The organism is Bradyrhizobium sp. MI1.3, assembly GCF_055811695.1.
On sequence record NZ_JBVVPQ010000037.1, the window covers coordinates 1 to 15975 of the forward strand.

At 64.2% G+C, this 15975-nt stretch carries 13 protein-coding genes and 1 pseudogene; 10 read left to right on the forward strand and 4 right to left on the reverse strand.

Going from position 1 to position 15975, the window contains the following annotated elements; translation table 11 throughout:
• The first annotated feature begins 252 nt into the window (after window positions 1-252).
• The 4 genes from AC0L3A_RS24785 (at window position 253) to xth (ending at window position 5828) form a co-directional block, all read left to right on the forward strand.
• On the forward strand, window positions 253-1467 hold the full coding sequence (locus AC0L3A_RS24785; RefSeq protein ID WP_354127092.1) for an aminotransferase class I/II-fold pyridoxal phosphate-dependent enzyme: 1215 nt from the start codon (window positions 253-255) through the stop codon (window positions 1465-1467).
• 9 nt (window positions 1468-1476) lie between these two features.
• Window positions 1477-3951, forward strand: a complete 2475-nt coding sequence (locus tag AC0L3A_RS24790; protein ID WP_035993868.1) for a DNA translocase FtsK — start codon at window positions 1477-1479, stop codon at window positions 3949-3951.
• A 152-nt stretch (window positions 3952-4103) separates the two neighbouring features.
• The gene (locus AC0L3A_RS24795) at window positions 4104-4859 is read left to right on the forward strand and encodes an outer membrane lipoprotein carrier protein LolA (RefSeq protein ID WP_219681963.1); all 756 of its coding nucleotides are present in this window, start codon (window positions 4104-4106) and stop codon (window positions 4857-4859) included.
• A gap of 153 nt (window positions 4860-5012) precedes the next feature.
• The gene (gene xth / locus AC0L3A_RS24800; protein WP_007598633.1) at window positions 5013-5828 is read left to right on the forward strand and encodes an exodeoxyribonuclease III; all 816 of its coding nucleotides are present in this window, start codon (window positions 5013-5015) and stop codon (window positions 5826-5828) included.
• Between the two features lie 96 nt (window positions 5829-5924).
• Here xth and AC0L3A_RS24805 read toward each other — a convergent pair whose 3' ends face one another.
• Window positions 5925-6368 carry a cyclic nucleotide-binding domain-containing protein gene (locus AC0L3A_RS24805; protein ID WP_007598631.1) on the reverse strand — a complete coding sequence of 148 codons (444 nt, stop codon included), beginning with the start codon at window positions 6366-6368 and terminating at the stop codon, window positions 5925-5927.
• Window positions 6369-6426: 58 nt separating this feature from the next.
• Window positions 6427-7113, reverse strand: coding sequence for a response regulator transcription factor (locus tag AC0L3A_RS24810; RefSeq protein WP_007598630.1), 687 nt, complete (start codon window positions 7111-7113; stop codon window positions 6427-6429).
• A gap of 235 nt (window positions 7114-7348) precedes the next feature.
• Here AC0L3A_RS24810 and AC0L3A_RS24815 point away from each other — a divergent pair, with 235 nt between their 5' ends.
• Together AC0L3A_RS24815 and AC0L3A_RS24820 are read left to right on the forward strand one after the other, a co-directional pair.
• The gene (locus AC0L3A_RS24815; protein WP_007598629.1) at window positions 7349-7885 is read left to right on the forward strand and encodes a L,D-transpeptidase family protein; all 537 of its coding nucleotides are present in this window, start codon (window positions 7349-7351) and stop codon (window positions 7883-7885) included.
• Window positions 7886-7891: 6 nt separating this feature from the next.
• On the forward strand, window positions 7892-8665 hold the full coding sequence (locus AC0L3A_RS24820) for a 2-keto-4-pentenoate hydratase (RefSeq protein ID WP_007598628.1): 774 nt from the start codon (window positions 7892-7894) through the stop codon (window positions 8663-8665).
• A 156-nt stretch (window positions 8666-8821) separates the two neighbouring features.
• Here the strand turns inward: AC0L3A_RS24820 and AC0L3A_RS24825 are convergent, their stop codons facing one another.
• Window positions 8822-9511: a YggS family pyridoxal phosphate-dependent enzyme gene (locus AC0L3A_RS24825; RefSeq protein ID WP_007598627.1), complete on the reverse strand. Its 690-nt coding sequence runs from the start codon at window positions 9509-9511 to the stop codon at window positions 8822-8824.
• A 107-nt stretch (window positions 9512-9618) separates the two neighbouring features.
• Here AC0L3A_RS24825 and AC0L3A_RS24830 point away from each other — a divergent pair, with 107 nt between their 5' ends.
• Window positions 9619-11316, forward strand: a complete 1698-nt coding sequence (locus AC0L3A_RS24830; protein ID WP_007598626.1) for a diguanylate cyclase domain-containing protein — start codon at window positions 9619-9621, stop codon at window positions 11314-11316.
• Between the two features lie 3 nt (window positions 11317-11319).
• Here AC0L3A_RS24830 and AC0L3A_RS24835 read toward each other — a convergent pair.
• Window positions 11320-11427 (reverse strand): annotated as a pseudogene (locus tag AC0L3A_RS24835) (GGDEF domain-containing protein); the annotation flags it as partial.
• Window positions 11428-11649: 222 nt separating this feature from the next.
• On the opposite strand from AC0L3A_RS24835, the gene leuS reads away from it, so the two are divergent.
• The 3 genes from leuS to holA are packed head-to-tail and all read left to right on the forward strand — an operon-like array spanning window position 11650 to window position 15888.
• Window positions 11650-14274: a leucine--tRNA ligase gene (gene leuS / locus AC0L3A_RS24840; RefSeq protein WP_354127091.1), complete on the forward strand. Its 2625-nt coding sequence runs from the start codon at window positions 11650-11652 to the stop codon at window positions 14272-14274.
• The gene (gene lptE, locus AC0L3A_RS24845) at window positions 14261-14812 is read left to right on the forward strand and encodes an LPS assembly lipoprotein LptE (protein WP_007598624.1); all 552 of its coding nucleotides are present in this window, start codon (window positions 14261-14263) and stop codon (window positions 14810-14812) included. Before leuS ends, lptE begins: the two co-directional genes overlap by 14 nt.
• 47 nt (window positions 14813-14859) lie before the next feature.
• Entirely contained in the window at window positions 14860-15888 is a 1029-nt protein-coding gene (gene holA / locus AC0L3A_RS24850) for a DNA polymerase III subunit delta (RefSeq protein WP_007598623.1), read from the forward strand.
• The last annotated feature ends 87 nt before the right edge of the window (window positions 15889-15975 follow it).

Consider the following 15975-nt stretch of genomic DNA (forward strand, 5'->3'; position numbering starts at 1 on the left):
CCATCCCCAGATCCTCTTCAGATGTCTCTTAGAGAATCGCAGATTCGCGATTTACGCAAAGCCCTCGCAAGCGGGAGCGGTAAGAACCCCCGCAGCCATCCCGTTGTTATCCGGCCTTATTTTTCCTGCTCTGGACGGAGCCGGCGACCGATGGTTAATCGCGTCTTAACCTCGCCCTATCTATGGTGAACTGAACCGCTTCCCGTCGGCGCCTTGCTGCGACCGGCTGTTCCAAGAGTGCTGGCGTCCAGAATGGCTATGACCGCTTCATCCCGTGCGCCGCAGGACAGTGGAAGCTCCGATAGCGAACGCTCTCCCTTCGTCCGGCTGAACGAGCTGCTGGCACCCCATCAGCCCGGCAAGCCGTTGATTTCGCTTGCCGTCGGCGAGCCGCAGCATCCCGTGCCCGACTTCGTCGGCCCGGTACTGGCCAAGCACATCGCCGATTTCGGCCGTTACCCCGCGAACAAGGGCACCGACCCGTTCCGCAAGGCTGCCGGCGCCTGGCTGTCGTCGCGGTTCAAGCTGCCGCGCACCCTCGATCCCGAGAGCGAGATTCTCGTCCTCAATGGCAGCCGCGAAGGCCTGTTCCTCGCCGCGATCGCGGCCGCGCGCTATGTCGGCCCGCGTCCCGGCAAGCCGGCGATCCTGATGCCGAACCCGTTCTATCCGGTCTACGGCGCCGGCGCCCGCGCCGCCGCTTGCGAGCCGGTCTACCTGCCGACCACGGCTGAGAACGGCTTCCTGCCCGATCTCGACGCCATCGACGAGGCGACGCTGGCGCGCACGGTGGCGTTCTATCTGGCTTCGCCCGCCAACCCGCAGGGCTCGGTCGCCTCGCGCGATTATTTCACGCGCCTGAAGCAGCTCGCCGACCGCTACGGCTTCGTGATCCTCAGCGACGAGTGCTATTCGGAGATCTACACCCGCGAAGCGCCCGGCAGCGCGCTCGAATGCGCCGGCCCTGATTTCACCCGCGTGGTTGCGTTCCAGTCGCTGTCGAAGCGCTCCAACCTGCCGGGCCTGCGCGTCGGCTTCGCCGCCGGCGACAAAAAACTCATCGGCATGTTCCTCGAGCTGCGCAATATCGCGGCGCCGCAGGTGCCGGTACCGCTCCAGCATGTCGCGACCGTCGCTTACGGCGACGAGGCGCATGTCGAGGAGAACCGCAGGCTCTACCGGATCAAGTTCGATCTCGCCGACCAGATCATCGGCAATCGCTACGGCTATCGCCGGCCCGATGCCGGCTTCTGCGTCTGGCTCAACACGTCCGAAATCGGCGACGACGTGTCTGTGTGCCTGAAACTCTTCAAGGAAGCAGGCGTGCGCGTGGTGCCCGGCAGCTATCTGGCGCGGCTCCAGCCCGACGGCTTCAATCCCGGCGCAGGCTACATTCGCCTTGCGCTGGTGCAGGATGGCGAGACTACGGCGCAGGCGCTGCACCGCCTGGTCGAGACTCTGGGTTAGGCGGGGCCCGTGAGCATGTCGACAATCGAACGTGTCATTCCCTTGGTCGGCCATCTGCCGCCCTCGATCCGCGAGGGGTTGGCGCGGCGCGTGCGCGAGCTCAGCGGTCTCGGCCTGATCGCATTGTCGGGCGTCGCCTCGGCGGCGCTGATGACCTGGTCGGTGCAGGATCCCAGCCTCAGCCACGCAACGTCGCGGCCGATCCGCAACATTCTCGGCTATGCCGGCGCAATCGGCGCTGACCTTGCGATGCAGATCCTCGGGCTCGGCGCGATCATGCTGGTCCTGACGATCGCGGTCTGGGGGTGGCGCATGCTGACCCATCGCCCGTTCGACCGCGAGGCGCTGCGGCTCGGCTCCTGGATTCTCTGCACGGTGATCGCGGCGGGCTTCGTCAGCTGCTGGCCACATGGCGGCGCCTGGCCGCTGCCGACAGGCCTCGGCGGCGTGGTCGGCGATGCCTTGGTTCGCGCGCCCGCGGTGATCTTCGGACCGCCGGGCATGATCTATCGCATCGTGCTCGGCACGATCCTGTTCGCGGCGATGGCGGCGACCTTCCTGATCGCCTGCGGCCTCGGCGCACGCGAGCATGACGACGAACTCGCGGACATCGAGGACGACGACAAGCCGCTCGAACAGGACGAGGACAGCGATCGCGGTTCGGTGTCGCTGGGCTGGCTGTTCCATGCCTTGATGAGCACGAAGGCGCGACTGACCTGGTTGCTTGGTGCGGCCTACCGCTCGCTGGTCTCGAGCGGACCGAAGACCAAGGCCGTTGCATTCAGCCGCCAGGAGCCGAAGCTCGGTGGCGGCCGCACCGCGCCGTCGATCTCGCCCCAATCCGAAGACGAGCACGACGAGGACGAACACGAGGACGACGAGGAGGAGGAAGAGGAGGAGGAGCCGGCCGCGCGCGCCCCGCGCAAGAAGGCTGCGCCCAAGGCCGCTTCCAAGAAATCCTCCGACAAGTTCGAGCTTCCGTCCGTGTCGGTGCTGGCCGCGCCGAAGGCCGGCGATCGTCAGCCGCTCAGCAAGGCCGAGCTGGAAGCCAATTCGCGCGCGCTCGAAGGCGTGCTGCAGGATTTCGGCGTTCGCGGCGAGATCGTGAAGGCCCATCCGGGTCCCGTGGTCACGCTGTACGAGCTGGAGCCGGCGCCGGGCATCAAATCGTCGCGCGTGATCGGATTGTCCGACGACATCGCGCGTTCGATGAGCGCGCTGTCGGCGCGCGTCGCCGTCGTGCCCGGCCGCAACGCCATCGGCATCGAGCTGCCGAACGCCCATCGCGAAAAGGTCTATCTGCGCGAGCTGCTGGTCGCCAAGGAGACCGTCGATTCGGTTGCGAAGCTGCCGCTCTGCCTCGGCAAGACCATCGGCGGCGATCCCGTCATCATCGACCTCGCACGCACGCCGCACATGCTGATCGCCGGTACCACCGGCTCCGGCAAATCGGTCGCCATCAACACCATGATCCTCAGCCTGGTCTACCGGCTGCGCCCGGACCAGTGCCGCCTGATCATGGTCGATCCGAAGATGCTCGAACTCTCCGTCTATGACGGCATTCCCCATCTGCTCACGCCCGTCGTGACCGACCCGAAGAAGGCGGTGGTCGCGCTGAAATGGGCCGTGCGCGAGATGGAAGAGCGCTACAAGAACATGGCCAAGCTCGGTGTGCGCAACATCGACGGTTACAACACGCGCTTGCTCGAATTGAAGGCCAAGGGCGAAGAGCCAACGCGCACGGTGCACACCGGCTTCGACAAGGAAACCGGCAAGGCGATCTACGAGGAAGAGAAGCTCTCGCTCGACCCGCTGCCCTACATCGTCATCATCGTCGACGAAATGGCCGACCTGATGATGGTTGCCGGCAAGGACATCGAAGGCGCGGTGCAGCGTCTGGCGCAGATGGCGCGCGCAGCCGGCCTGCACGTAATCCTCGCCACGCAGCGTCCATCGGTCGATGTCATCACCGGCACCATCAAGGCGAACTTCCCGACCCGCATCGCCTTCCAGGTCACGTCCAAGATCGACAGCCGCACGATTCTCGGCGAGATGGGCGCCGAGCAGCTGCTCGGCCAGGGCGACATGCTCTACATGGCCGGCGGCGGTCGCATCAGCCGCGTGCACGGACCGTTCGCGTCGGACGACGAAGTCGAGAAGGTGGTGCGCCACCTCAAGACGCAGGGACAGCCGGAATATCTCGAAGCCGTCACGGCTGAAGAACCCAGCGAGGACGAGGACGGCGCGGTGTTCGACGCCTCCGCCATGGGCGCGGATGGCGGCGGCGATTTGTTCTCGCAGGCCGTTGCGATCGTCAAACGCGACCGCAAGGCCTCGACCAGCTACATCCAGCGCCGCCTGCAGATCGGCTATAACCGCGCCGCATCGCTGATGGAGCGCATGGAACTGGAGGGCATCGTCGGACCCGCCAACCACGCCGGCAAACGCGAGATTCTGGTCGAGGAAGAAGACAGCCATATGTGAGGCGAGCCGCCTCGGACCACCATTTCACGCAAAAACGTTATCTGCTTTTGGCCGAAATCACGCTAAAAGGGCGCCCAGCCACACAGGACGACGCGTTGATCAGACATCCGGACATTCGATTCGCTGCCATCGTCGCCGCGCGAAGCGCGCGCATGGCCGGCGTGATTCTCGTCACCGCCGCGATGGTGAGTGCGGCGTCGTTCGCGCAGACCGTTCCCGTGCCGAAGCCTGCGCCGAAGGGCCGCGATGGCAGTCCGGCCGGTGGAGGACCCACGGTCACCGGCGCGACCCAGACGCCGCCGAATCCGGTGATTCCGGATCCGCGCCGCAACGTGCCGAGCAGCATCTTCCAGACCTTCGATGCCAACCAGAAGGCCCAGGCTGCCAAGGTCAGCGCCTATCTGTCGTCATTGTCGACGTTGGTCGGAAATTTCGTCCAGGTCGGCCCCGACGGCAGCAAGACGCAAGGCGACTTCTACATCCAGAAGCCGGGCAAGGTACGCTTCGAATATGACGCGCCGAGCCCGATCGACATCGTCGCCGACGGATCGTCGCTGGTGGTGCGCGACCGCAAGCTCGCGACGCAGGACGTTTATCCGCTGTCGCAGACGCCGCTGCGTTTCCTGCTGTCCGACCGCATCGACCTGATGAAGGACACCAACGTCGTCAACGTCTCGGCCGACGACGTCTTCGTCAGCGTCACCATCGAGGAGAAGCAGGCGCTGGTCGGCACCAGCCGCCTCTTGCTGATGTTCGGCGCCAAGGACGGTCAGTTGAAGCAGTGGACCGTCACAGATCCGCAGGGCTACGACACCACGATCGCCGTTTATAATCTGGACACGAGCAAGAAGCTCGATCCCGGCATGTTCAAGATCGATTTTACCAATTACGGCCCGTCGCCGGGCTAGGTGCCGTAGGGTGGGTTAGCCGAAGGCGTAACCCACCATCTCGGTCCGCAAATTTGGAAGCATGGTGGGTTACGCTGCGCTAACCCACCCTACGATTCCGCTGCTGTGGACAAGCATTTTCCTCGCGCAAATCCATGCTAAGACGCATCCCTCATGCGTTTTTCCCTGACAACCTGGAACATCAATTCGGTGCGGCTACGCATCGATCTGGTCGCAAAATTTCTCAAGAGCTCGCGGCCGGACGTGCTGTGTCTCCAGGAGACCAAGTGCATCGACGACGCCTTTCCACTGAAGCGCTTCAAGCGGCTCGGCTACGAGCATGTCGCGCTGAACGGGCAGAAGGGTTATCACGGCGTCGCCATCGTCTCGAAGATTCCGTTCGAGTCGAAGGACATCCGCACCTTCTGCGACAAGGTTGATTCACGCCATATCTCAGTATCGTTCGGTGAGAAGGCCGGGATCGCGAAGCCCCTGGTGGTGCATAATTTCTACGTGCCGGCCGGCGGCGACATTCCCGATCCCGCGCTGAACGAGAAGTTCGATCACAAGCTCCGCTTCCTCGACGAGATGAAAGCGTGCGAGCCGTTGCATCCGCGCGGCGAGGATCGCCACATCCTGGTCGGCGATCTCAACGTCGCTCCGCATGAGAACGACGTCTGGTCGCACAAGCAGCTTCTGAAGGTGGTGTCGCACACGCCCATCGAAACCGAGAAGCTGCAAGCCGCGCTCGCCGCCGGCGAATGGGTCGACGTCGCGCGGGACCGCATTCCGATGTCGGAAAAGGTCTACACCTGGTGGAGCTACCGCTCCGCCGATTGGACCCTCGGCGACCGCGGCCGCAGGCTCGACCACATCTGGGTCTCGCGCGCGCTGAAAGACGCGGTCGGCGATTTCAAGATTTTACGCGACGCGCGGAGCTGGGAGCGTCCGTCGGATCATGTGCCCGTGACGGTGACGCTCGAGGTGTGATCTTGTAGCCCGGATGGAGCGTAGCGAAATCCGGGGCAGCTTTTCCGGAGGCACGAATCCCGGATTGCGCTTCGCTCCATCCGGGCTACGGCACTGCTAGCTGGTCAGCTTCGCACCCGCCATCAATATATCGCTGGCGATCTGGCTGGAGCGCACCGCGAATTCATCGCGAAGGCGGACGGCCGCAGCGGGGTCGCTTTCGAGCACACGCTGAAACAGGCTGCGCGCGACGCGGATGACGGAGGCGTGCTCGATCGCGATCGCGCTCGACGGCCGCTTCATCGGCACGATCAGCGCGAGCTCGCCGATCAGCGCACCGGGACTTGCGATCATCTCCGCGCCGGCGCCGTCGTCGACCCGGAAGGCGCCGCGCTGGACCACGAAGCCGGCATCGGCATCGTCGCCGAGATTGAACAAGACGTCGCCGCGGACGAAGTCACGCTGCTCGGAGCCGATCGCCAGCATGCGCAACGAAGCGTCTCCCAACAGGCGCAGTGTCGGGACACGCTCGAGAAGCGCTACATCGTCGTCGATTGACATTCAGGTCCGGGGCTCAAGGGCATGCAATCTAAAACGATTCGCACGCCCCAGAAGCGTATCACGGCACCAGCTTGTAGCCACCGGCTTCCGTGACCAGGATCTCCGGGTTCGCGGCGTCCTTCTCGATCTTCTGGCGAAGGCGGTAGATGTGGGTTTCCAGCGTGTGGGTGGTGACGCCGGAATTGTAGCCCCAGACCTCCTGGAGCAGGGTCTCGCGGGAGACCGGCATCTGACCGGCCCGGTAGAGGAAGCGGAGGATCGCGGTTTCCTTCTCCGTCAGCCGGACCTTGCGCGCGTTGGCGGCGGTCAGCATTTTGGAGCCGGGCCGGAAAGAGTAGGGGCCGACCGAGAACACCGCGTCCTCGCTGGCTTCGTGCTGCCGGAGCTGGGCGCGGATGCGCGCCAGCAGCACGGCGAAGCGGAAGGGTTTTGCGACATAGTCGTTGGCGCCGGATTCCAGCCCCAAAATCGTGTCGGAATCGGTGTCATGCCCGGTGAGCATGATGATCGGAGCCTTGAACCCGCCCTTGCGTAATGAACGCACCACTTCGCGGCCATCGGTGTCAGGCAGGCCAACATCCATCAGGACGAGATCAGGGGCATTGGCCTTCGCGGCGCTCGCGCCCTTGGCGCCGGTATCGACCGCGGAGGCTTCAAATTCTTCGTGCAGCGACAATTGCTCCACCAACGTATCGCGCAGATCGGTATCGTCATCCACGATCAGGATCTTGCGGGCATTGGCCATAGGGGGTCATCCTTTTGGGGTCCGGCGCGGCGCGCATCCATGCTGCACCCAACCGAGAGGGAAGTTTAGGGGTCGCCGTTATTATTATTGTTCGTGTTGAAGTAGTGGGCTGTTACCGATTCACAAGCCAGAACCACTCTAACCCAGAATAGCAGGCCGTTTTGATGAATGTCCTGTAATGAATTCGACATCGCACGTTCACATGAAAAATAAAGCTGCTTCAGCTAGTTACACCATGAACCGAAGCGCCGGGCCGCTGTCGGCGATCCGCGTTAAGCCTGCCGCCGGGAATCCGCGCCGGGGCTGGCTGACCGCCGGAGCGCTGACGATTCCGGTGGCGCTCGGACGCGGCGGCATTTTGGCGAACAAGCGCGAGGGCGATGGCGGCACCCCGAGGGGCAGCTTCCGTCCCAGACGATTGTGGTGGCGGGGCGACCGGCACAGCCGCCCGCAGACCTTCCTGTCGGCCCGGATCATCACCGGCGAGGACGCCTGGTGCGAGGATCCCAAGGACCGTCACTACAATCAGGCAATCCGCCTCGGCGAGGGGCAGGGCGGCGACCGGCTCAAGCGGGCCGACCATCTCTATGACTTCATCATCGAAATCGACCACAATACGAGGCCTCGGATCGCCGGCCGGGGCAGCGCGGTGTTTTTGCATCTGGCCCGCGACAATTTCGGCCCGACCGCAGGCTGCGTCTCGATGACCGAAGCGGCGATGCGACAATTGCTGCGGCGGCTGGGACCAAAAACAAAAATCATCATCGGGTGAGGACACATGCTCGACAGGGATCAGATCGCCGCCGCTTCGCAGGTCCTGATCAAACATTGGCGCGACGGCACCAAGCTTGACGCGCTGGAGCCACCGTTGCGGCCTCAGAACCGCACCGAGGGTTACGCCATACAGGCCGCACTCAGCGGGACTTTGTTCGGCTGGAAGATCGCGGCGACAAGCGAGTCCGGACAGAAGCACATCAACGTCGCGGGACCGCTGGCCGGTCGGATCATGAGCGACACCGTGATCGCCGATGGCGGCACAGTCTCGATGAAGGGCAACGCGATGCGCGTCGGCGAACCTGAGTTCGCTTTCCGCATGGCGCGCGATCTGCCGCCGCGCGCGGCGCCGTATACTGTCGACGAGGTGCTCGCCGCCGTGGACAGCTTGCATCCCGCGATCGAGATTCCCGATTCGCGCTTTGCCGATTTCGCCAGCGCCGGCGAGGCGCAGCTGATCGCCGACAATGCCTGTGCGCATCTGTTCGTGCTGGGCGCGGCGACGAATGCGAACTGGCGTGCCATGGATCTCGTCGAGGAGCGGCCGCAGATCACGCTGCGTGGCCAGCGCTATCTCGGCCACGGCAAGAACGTGCTCGGCGATCCCCGCATTGCCCTGGTCTGGCTGGCCAACGAGCTGCGTGGCCTCGGCATCACCTTGCGGGCAGGAGAGGTGGTGACCACGGGCACGTGCCATCCGCCGCTGCCGATCCAGGCCGGCGATCAGTTTGTCGCGGACTTTGGCGCGCTGGGAAAGGTGGCGGTGGGGTTTGAATAGGTTCTTCCCCACTGTCGTCCTGGCGAAAGCCAGGACCCATACCGCGTGATCTACGCAAAGGGCAGAACGGTCGTTGCCGCGGTCTTCGTCAAACAGACTATCGCGGTAATGGGTCCTGGCTTTCGCCAGGACGACCAAAAACAAATTCGCTTATGATCACCGGTGCCCGAAGATCGAACTGCCCACGCGCACATGCGTGGCGCCGAGCATGATCGCGGTCGCATAATCCGCGCTCATGCCCATCGAGAGCTTCTTCAATCCATTGCGCGCGGCGATCTTGGCGGTCAGCGCGAAATGCGCCGCCGGCGGCTCGTCCACCGGCGGGATGCACATCAACCCCGAGATTGTCAGCCCGTAGGTGTCGCGGCAGCTCGCGATGAAAGCATCGGCCTCGCCGGGGGCGATGCCCGCCTTCTGCGGCTCCTCACCGATATTGATCTGGACGAACAATTCCGGGTGCTTGTCCTGGGATTCGATTTCCTTGGCTAACGCCTGGCAAATGCTCGGGCGGTCGACCGAATGGATGGCATCGAACAGCGCGACCGCCTCTTTCGCCTTGTTGGATTGCAGCGGGCCGATCAGATGCAGCGCGATATCGGGGTAAACAGAAGTTAACGCGGGCCATTTGCTTTTGGCCTCCTGCACGCGATTTTCACCGAATACGCGCTGTCCGGCGTCGATGACCGGGGTAATTGCATCCGCGGCGAAAGTTTTCGACACCGCAATCAGCGTCACGGAGGCACGTTCGCGCCGCGCATCCCTGCAGGCGCGCGCGATTTCGGCTTCGACCGCGGCGAGCGCGTTTGGTGAATGGCCGGTTAGCGGCGCGGCGTTGGCTTCAGTCATGATGTCGCATCGGAGCTGTTGTTGCGGAGCTAGTTCTAATTTTACCGAGTTCAAGAAAGAGTTTTTGAACCCTTTGCTTTACCTTAGCCGCGGGGTGGGCAGCGAAGATGGCAAACGTCAGTTTCAACCGCAAACGAGCGAAACTCAAGCAGGTTCTCGGAATCCGGGCGCGGCTTGCGTTGCTCGCGGTAATTCTGGTGACGCCTTTGATGTTCGAGCGCATCCGTTCGCTCGAAGACACGCGCACGCGGCAGATCGCGCAGGCCACGGCCGAATTCACCACCGTTGCAAGACACAGCGCCGACGCGCAGCGCGAGGTGATATCGTCGGTCGAGACCATCCTGAAATCGGAAGCTTTCATCCGCGCCTCCGTCGGCGGCATCAGCAAGAGCTGTGACGTGCTGCGCGCGAGCCTGCCGTCGAATCTTCCCTGGATCCGCACGCTTCTGATCGCCGGCCAGGACGGGCGCATCCAGTGCGCCACCAACAACATGTATGTCGGCCTCGACCTCGGTGACCGGCCGTACTTCCAGCAGGCGCAGGAAACCGGCCGCTTCGTGCTGAGCGACTTCATCCTGTCGCGCCCGGTGCCGACACCGACCGTCATGGCGGTCTACCCGGTGTCCGCCTTCAGCGGCGTAGCGGATGCCGTCGTGCTCGCCACCGTCAACCTCGACTGGATGTCGAAGGTCATGAGCAATCTGGGTGGCCGCGCCGGCATCACGGCCGTGCTGGTCGACAGCGCGGGCACCGTGCTGGCGGCACCGGCCGACCAGCATAGTGCGATCGGACGTCCGCTCGACAACATGCCGCTGATGTCCGCGATCGCCGACAAGGCGCTGAGGTCTGACCAGGACGAAGGTTCACTCTCCTTCCTCGCCGCGGACGGCTCCCGCCGCGCGGTCAGCTATATCCGCATCGCCGGAACCAATGCCCGCCTGATCGCCAGCATCGACGAGGACAAGGTGTCCGCGGCCGTGAGCCGCGACATCCGCACCGCCTATCTCCAGCTCGCTTTCGTCGTCGTGTTCGTGCTGCTCGGCGCGCTGATCGCAGCCGAGAAACTGGTGATCAAGCCGATCAGGATGCTCGCCGACATGGCCAAGCGTCTGGGCGAGGGCGATCTGTCGGCGCGCGCCGCGCGCAATCGCCTGCCATCCGAGTTCGTGCCGCTGGCCCGTGCGTTCAACGCGATGGCCGCGCAGCTCAGCCAGCGCGAACGCGAGCTGATGGCGAGCAACGACCGGCTCACGGTGATGGCCTCGATCGACATGTTGTCGGGGCTCGCCAACCGCCGCGGCTTCCAGAGCCGCCTCGACTTCGAATGGATGCGCGCGCAGCAATATGGCAGCGACCTCGCGCTGTTGATGATCGACGTCGATCATTTCAAGCTGTTCAACGACACCTACGGCCATCTCGAAGGCGATTCCTGCCTGACCAGGCTCGGCGAGTCGCTGTCCGGCATCGCCGCCGACACGATGGGCTTCGCGGCCCGCTACGGCGGTGAGGAATTCTGCCTGTTGCTGCCGAACACCGACATCGCGCGCGCCGTCGAAATCGGCGAACAGGCGCGCGCGGCCGTGCTGAAGCTGTGCCTGCCGCACATCACCTCCGACCACATGATCGTCACCGTCTCGATCGGCGTTGCCGCGACGAAGCCCAACGAGAGCTTGCGGCCGGGCGATTTGATCGAAGCCGCCGACGCCGCGCTCTACGCCGCCAAGCACCGCGGTCGCAACAACGTCGTCGAACACGGCATCATGGTGATCGACAACGGCGCGGCGGAAATGATGATGGCGGGTTGAGGGCTAACCCGCAGCCCCGGTGGCATCGAGCTCGCGCTCGGTGACCACGCGATTGCGGCCGTTGTTCTTGGCGAGATAGAGCGCGCGATCGCAGCGCTCGATGAGATCTGTGATCGGTCGAGATCGTCGAAGCTGGTGGCCATCGCAAGTCTTCGGGTCCTGGCCACCAACCTGGCATCGACCTCTTAATCACACCCCAATGGCGGCCGCACTATTTGCCCGGGACGGTCGCGAAGGTTCCCAAATTGCGGCAACCCATTGACCCCTTGAGGACTTCTATGGCCTAGTCCGCCGTCTTTAGCTGGCCCAGATCCACGAAAACCCAACGATTCCATGACCTCCGAACGCTACAACGCCCGCGACGCCGAACCGCGCTGGCAAGCCGCCTGGGACCAACAGGCGATCTTCGTCTCCAGAAACGACGATCCGCGGCCGAAATACTATGTGCTGGAGATGTTCCCCTACCCGTCGGGACGCATCCATATCGGCCATGTCCGCAATTACACGCTCGGCGACGTGCTGGCCCGCTTCATGCGCGCCAAGGGTTTCAACGTGCTGCATCCGATGGGCTGGGACGCTTTCGGCCTGCCGGCTGAGAACGCCGCGATCGAGCGCAAGGTGGCGCCGAAAGCCTGGACCTACGACAACATCGCCGCGATGAAGAAGCAGCTCCGCTCGATCGGGCTGTCGCTGGACTGGAGCCGCGAGATCGCGACCTGCGATCCCAGCTACTACAAGCACCAGCAGAAGTTGTTTCTGGACTTCCTGCGCGAAGGCCTCGCCGAGCGCGAAAAGCGCAAGGTGAACTGGGACCCCGTCGACATGACCGTGCTCGCCAACGAGCAGGTGATCGACGGCAAAGGCTGGCGTTCGGGCGCCGTTGTCGAACAACGGGAAATGAACCAGTGGGTCTTCAAGATCACGAAGTACTCGCAGGAGCTGCTGTCGGCACTGGATACGCTGGACCGCTGGCCCGACAAGGTGCGGCTGATGCAGCGCAACTGGATCGGCCGGTCCGAGGGGCTGCTGATCCGCTTCGCGCTCGACGCGGCGACGACGCCGGCCGGCGAGAGCGAGCTGAAGATTTTCACGACGCGCCCCGACACGCTGTTCGGCGCGAAATTCATGGCGATCTCGGCCGATCATCCGCTGGCGCAGGCGGCCGCGGCGAAAAATCAGGAGCTCGCCGAGTTCATCGGCGAGATCAAGCGGATGGGCACGGCGCAGGAGATCATCGACACCGCCGAGAAACAGGGATTCGATACCGGCATCCGCGCGGTCCATCCGTTCGATCCGAGCTGGAAGCTGCCGGTCTATGTCGCGAACTTCGTGCTGATGGAATACGGCACCGGCGCCATCTTCGGCTGCCCTGCCCACGATCAGCGCGACCTCGACTTCGTCAACAAGTATGCTCTCGGCAATACGCCGGTGGTGTGCCCCGAGGGCCAGGATCCGAAATCGTTCGTCATCACCGATACCGCCTATGACGGTGACGGCCGCATGATCAATTCGCGCTTCCTCGACGGCATGACCATCGATCAGGCCAAGGACGAGGTGGCGAAGCGTCTCGAGAGCGAGCTGCGCGGCAACGCTCCGGTCGGCGAGCGTCAGGTCAATTTCCGCCTGCGCGACTGGGGCATTTCGCGCCAGCGCTATTGGGGCTGCCCGATTCCTGTCATCCACTGTCCGAAGTGCGACGTGGTGCCGGTGCCGGATGCCGACCTCCCCGTGGTGCTGCCGGAGGATGTGAGCTTCGACAAGCCAGGCAACGCGCTCGATCATCACCCGACCTGGAAGCACGTGACCTGTCCGCAATGCGGCGGCAAGGCGCAGCGCGAAACCGACACCATGGACACCTTCGTAGATTCGTCCTGGTACTTTGCGCGCTTCACCGATCCCTGGAACGAGAACGCGCCGACGACGCCAGAGGTCGCCAACCGGATGCTGCCGGTCGACCAGTATATCGGCGGCGTCGAGCACGCGATCCTGCATCTGCTCTACAGCCGCTTCTTCACGCGCGCGATGAAAGCGACCGGGCACATCGCACTGGACGAGCCGTTCGCCGGCATGTTCACGCAGGGCATGGTGGTGCACGAGACCTACCAGAAGGCCGACGGCACCTACGTCCAGCCGGTCGAGGTGAAGGTCGAGACCGGCGCCAACGGCCGCCGCGCCACGCTGCTGACGTCAGGCGAAGACATCCAGATCGGTCCGATCGAAAAGATGTCGAAGTCTAAGAAGAACACGGTCGATCCCGACGACATCATCGAGACCTATGGCGCCGACGTCGCCCGCTGGTTCATGCTGTCGGACTCCCCGCCCGAGCGCGACGTGATCTGGAGCGATGAGCGCGTCCAGGGCGCCTCGCGCTTCGTGCAGCGGCTGTGGCGGCTGGTGAACGATTCCGTGGAACCCGGCAAGGCCGCGCCGGCGGCCCGGCCGGCCAGCTTCGGCCCGGACGCCACCGCCTTGCGCAAGGCCGCCCATGGTGCGCTGGACAAGGTCACCACCGGGATCGAACGGCTGCACTTCAACGTCTGCCTCGCCCATATTCGCGAATTCACCAATGCGTTCGCGGAGGTCTTGCAGCGTCCCGGCCAGCCGGCTCCAGATTTGGCTTGGGCGATCCGAGAGGCGAGCCAGATCCTGGTCCAGCTGTTCTCCCCGATGATGCCGCATCTGGCCGAGGAATGTTGGCAGGCTCTCGGCCACAGCGGGCTGGTTTCCGAGGCCAATTGGCCCCAAATCGAACGTGATTTGCTGGTTGAAGACAGTGTGACCCTGGTGGTTCAGGTCAACGGCAAGAAGCGGGGCGAGGTCACAGTTGCAACAGCGGCCGAGAATCCGGAAATCGAGGCTGCCGTTTTGGCCCTCGATGCGGTAAAACTGGCCCTGGATGGCAAGCCCGTCCGCAAGGTGATTATCGTCCCCAAGAGGATCGTGAATGTTGTCGGCTAGGATCCGCATCGCAGCCCGCTTGCTGGCGGTCGCCGCACTGGCGGCCATGACGGCCGGCTGCTTCCACCCGATGTATGCCGAGCACACCGACGGCACGCCCGGCCTGCGCGAGAAGCTGATGGGGGTCGATCTGCCCCCGATCTCCAAAGCCAATGCCTCGCGCGAGGCCCGCGTCGGCGTCGAGGTCCGCAACGCGCTGGCCTTCAAGCTCTATGGCACCGCCACCGGCATGCCGCCGACCCACCGCCTGGAGATCCGCTTCTCAAGCAGCAAGTCGTCGCTGATCGTCGATCCCAATACCGGCCTGCCGAGCAGCGAAAACTACGGCCTCGACGCCCAGTACAATCTGATCGAGGTCGTCAGCGGCAAGTCGGTAATGACCGGCACCACGTTCTCCCGCGTGTCCTACGACATGCCCGGCTCCTATCAGCGTTTCAGCCGCAACCGCGCAATACGTGATGCCGAGGATCGTGCCGCCAACGAGATCGCCGAGAACATCACGACTCGCCTCGCCTCGTTCTTCACCGCGGGCACTTAATTCATCCCGTCCCCCCGGTTCGCCCGGAATGACGAATCCCAGGCAACATGGTCGCGCTGCGCGGAAAAGAGATCGACGCCTTTCTCGCCCGCCCCGATGTGGGCCGTTCGATCATCCTGCTCTATGGACCTGACGCCGGCCTGGTCCGCGAACGCGCGGATGCGCTGATTGCCTCGGCTGTCGACGATCCCAACGATCCGTTCTCGCTGGTCAAGGTCGATGGCGACGAGCTCTCCGCCGAGCCGTCGCGCCTCGTCGACGAGGCCATGACGGTGCCGCTGTTCGGCGGCCGCCGCGCCATCCGCGTGCGCGCCGGCTCGCGCAGCTTTGCCAGCGCTATCGACACGCTGGCTGAGATGGGCGTGAAGGATTGCCGCATCGTGATCGAGGCCGGCGAGCTGCGCCCGGAATCGCCACTGCGCAAGGCCTGCGAACGCGCCAAGACGGCCGTCGCGATCGCCTGCTATCCCGATAGCGAGCGCGACCTGGCCAAGCTGATGGAAGACGAGCTCCGCATCGCCAATTTGCGCATCGCGCAGGATGCCCGCGCGGCGCTGATGTCGTTCCTCGGCGGCGACCGCCAGGCCTCCCGCAACGAGCTGCGCAAGCTCACGCTCTATGCCCATGGCAAGGGCGAGATCACGCTGGATGACGTGATGGCTGTCGTCGCCGATGCGTCGGAGCTGAAACTCGATCCGATCGTCGATGGCGCCTTCGCCGGCCGACCCGAGATCGTCGAGAACGAGTTTGCCAAAGCCATGATCGCCGGCACCTACCCCGGCGTGATCATCTCTGCGGCGCAGCGCCAGGCGGCGTGGCTGCACAAATCGGCGCTCGCGATCGCCGACGGCACGCCCGCTTCCGCCGTGCTCGACAGCGGCTATCCGCGCCTGCATTTTTCGCGGAAGCCCGCGGTCGAAACCGCACTGCGCAATTTCAGCGTGGCGCGGCTCGCCGCCATCATCGAGCAGCTCGCGACCGCCGCGCTCGACACGCGCAAGCAATCCACCCTCGCCGCCGCCATCGCCCAGCGCACGCTGATGGCGATCGCCGCGAACGCGAAGCGGCGGAGCTGAGCACGCCGCTCTGCCCCCCGTCATTGCGAGGAGCCCTTGCAACGAAGCAATCCAGAATCTCTCCGCGGAAAGATTCTGGATTGCTGC

Excerpts from the sequence above, each read along its gene's own strand:
- AC0L3A_RS24810 (WP_007598630.1), bottom strand. The coding sequence starts at position 7,113 with ATGGCCAATGCCCGCAAGATCCTGATCGTGGATGACGATACCGATCTG.
- AC0L3A_RS24830 (WP_007598626.1), top strand. The coding sequence starts at position 9,619 with ATGGCAAACGTCAGTTTCAACCGCAAACGAGCGAAACTCAAGCAGGTT.
- AC0L3A_RS24785 (WP_354127092.1), top strand. The coding sequence starts at position 253 with ATGGCTATGACCGCTTCATCCCGTGCGCCGCAGGACAGTGGAAGCTCC.
- AC0L3A_RS24820 (WP_007598628.1), top strand. The coding sequence starts at position 7,892 with ATGCTCGACAGGGATCAGATCGCCGCCGCTTCGCAGGTCCTGATCAAA.
- AC0L3A_RS24815 (WP_007598629.1), top strand. The coding sequence starts at position 7,349 with ATGAACCGAAGCGCCGGGCCGCTGTCGGCGATCCGCGTTAAGCCTGCC.
- AC0L3A_RS24805 (WP_007598631.1), bottom strand. The coding sequence starts at position 6,368 with ATGTCAATCGACGACGATGTAGCGCTTCTCGAGCGTGTCCCGACACTG.
- leuS (WP_354127091.1), top strand. The coding sequence starts at position 11,650 with ATGACCTCCGAACGCTACAACGCCCGCGACGCCGAACCGCGCTGGCAA.
- holA (WP_007598623.1), top strand. The coding sequence starts at position 14,860 with ATGGTCGCGCTGCGCGGAAAAGAGATCGACGCCTTTCTCGCCCGCCCC.
- xth (WP_007598633.1), top strand. The coding sequence starts at position 5,013 with ATGCGTTTTTCCCTGACAACCTGGAACATCAATTCGGTGCGGCTACGC.
- AC0L3A_RS24795 (WP_219681963.1), top strand. The coding sequence starts at position 4,104 with ATGGCCGGCGTGATTCTCGTCACCGCCGCGATGGTGAGTGCGGCGTCG.
- AC0L3A_RS24825 (WP_007598627.1), bottom strand. The coding sequence starts at position 9,511 with ATGACTGAAGCCAACGCCGCGCCGCTAACCGGCCATTCACCAAACGCG.
- lptE (WP_007598624.1), top strand. The coding sequence starts at position 14,261 with ATGTTGTCGGCTAGGATCCGCATCGCAGCCCGCTTGCTGGCGGTCGCC.